Source organism: Mesorhizobium sp. B1-1-5 (assembly GCF_006443065.1).
Taxonomy (GTDB): Bacteria; Pseudomonadota; Alphaproteobacteria; order Rhizobiales; family Rhizobiaceae; genus Mesorhizobium.
In genome coordinates this window covers 1-1,200 of sequence record NZ_VFWS01000503.1, presented here as the reverse complement: position 1 = coordinate 1,200, position 1,200 = coordinate 1, and the positions used below count along the sequence as shown (strand labels likewise).

The following is a 1,200-nucleotide window of genomic DNA, read 5'->3' as shown; positions in this document are numbered from 1 at the left end:
GCCTGGATCCGGCCGGCGCCTTGTCGCTGACGACGACGTCCGCTTCACGCGCCGCCGCGATAACGGCGCGCCTTGCGTTCATGGCCGGCTTGTCGCCGGCCAGCGCATCGTGGCAGGCCTGCAGCGCCGCGCGATGCTTGGGAGTGCGCTTGCCGGGCCAGCTGTTCATGAGATAGTCGGAAGCCTCGCGGGCCGAGCGTAAGAGCTGTGTACTTCCCGCCGTGACTGATTTGACGGTCACGGGTACTTCAAATCGGTTGTTTTCCATCGCCCGGTCCTACGCCATCGGCGTCCGCGAAGCGAGGCCGAAAGTGGGGCTCGGGGCCGGTGGTCCTTTTTTCGGCGGCGAGTGGCCTGCCCTGCAGGCCGCATTATGCCGCCACGACGGCAAATCCCCTGGCGCGAAGGCCGCGGCGATCATTGGCCAGCGACGTCAACAGACGGTCGCGACTGCCCACGATATGCTCCGAGAGCAAGCGCGCGGCTTCCTGTGCATCGCCGCTCCGCACGGCGGCCAGGACGGCGTGATGTTCGGCCCAGGCGCGGCCAAGGGCCGCTCCATCGCGTACCTCCAGCCAACGGGCGCGCGAAAGCCTGGTCATCGCGTCGCGGACGGCCCGAAACAGGAATTCATTGCCGGACAGTCGCGCCAGCTCGATGTGGAAATCCATGCCGACGCGATGCCATTCCTCGCGCGGAGTGTCGTCGTCGCAGGAGACGAGCATAGCCTCGATGACATCGACGGCACTTCTGTCGGCAAGCCCGCATGTCAGCCGCAAGGCCGCGACCTCGACCGCTTCGCGGTAGACCGCGATCTGCTCGAGTTCGGCCAGGTTGATGGGCGAGACCGTCCAGCCGCGCCCGTCCCTGCCGACCAGCCCTTCGGTTTCGAGCCGCAGCAGCGCAGCCCTGACCGGCGTGCGCGAGGCGCCGAAGCGGCTTTCGATCCAGCGCTCGGTGAGTTTCTCACCCGGGCCGATCTCAAGTCCAAGGATCATCTCGCGGAGCTGCCGTTCGACGTTGTGCATCTGCGACATCGTTGTTGCCTTTTCACGTGCCCGCATTGACAGCGGTCGGGCTGTGGGTCCATGACGGATACAGACTTGGTATCCCAAAATGGTATCCACAACAATCCCTGGCACACGCAGGCACGGCATGACGCAGAACGGTACGGAACAGGGCGGCTACAATATCCACTGG

At 65.5% G+C, this 1,200-nt stretch carries 2 protein-coding genes; both read right to left on the bottom strand.

Annotation, left to right across the window (positions count from 1 at the left end; translation table 11 throughout):
- Positions 1-241: DUF982 domain-containing protein (locus FJ980_RS32760; RefSeq protein WP_246676684.1), on the bottom strand; the 241-nt coding region annotated here is incomplete at its 3' end.
- A 130-nt stretch (positions 242-371) separates the two neighbouring features.
- Positions 372-1,037 carry a GntR family transcriptional regulator gene (locus FJ980_RS32755; protein ID WP_140547575.1) on the bottom strand — a complete coding sequence of 222 codons (666 nt, stop codon included), beginning with the start codon at positions 1,035-1,037 and terminating at the stop codon, positions 372-374.
- Positions 1,038-1,200 lie beyond the last annotated feature (163 nt).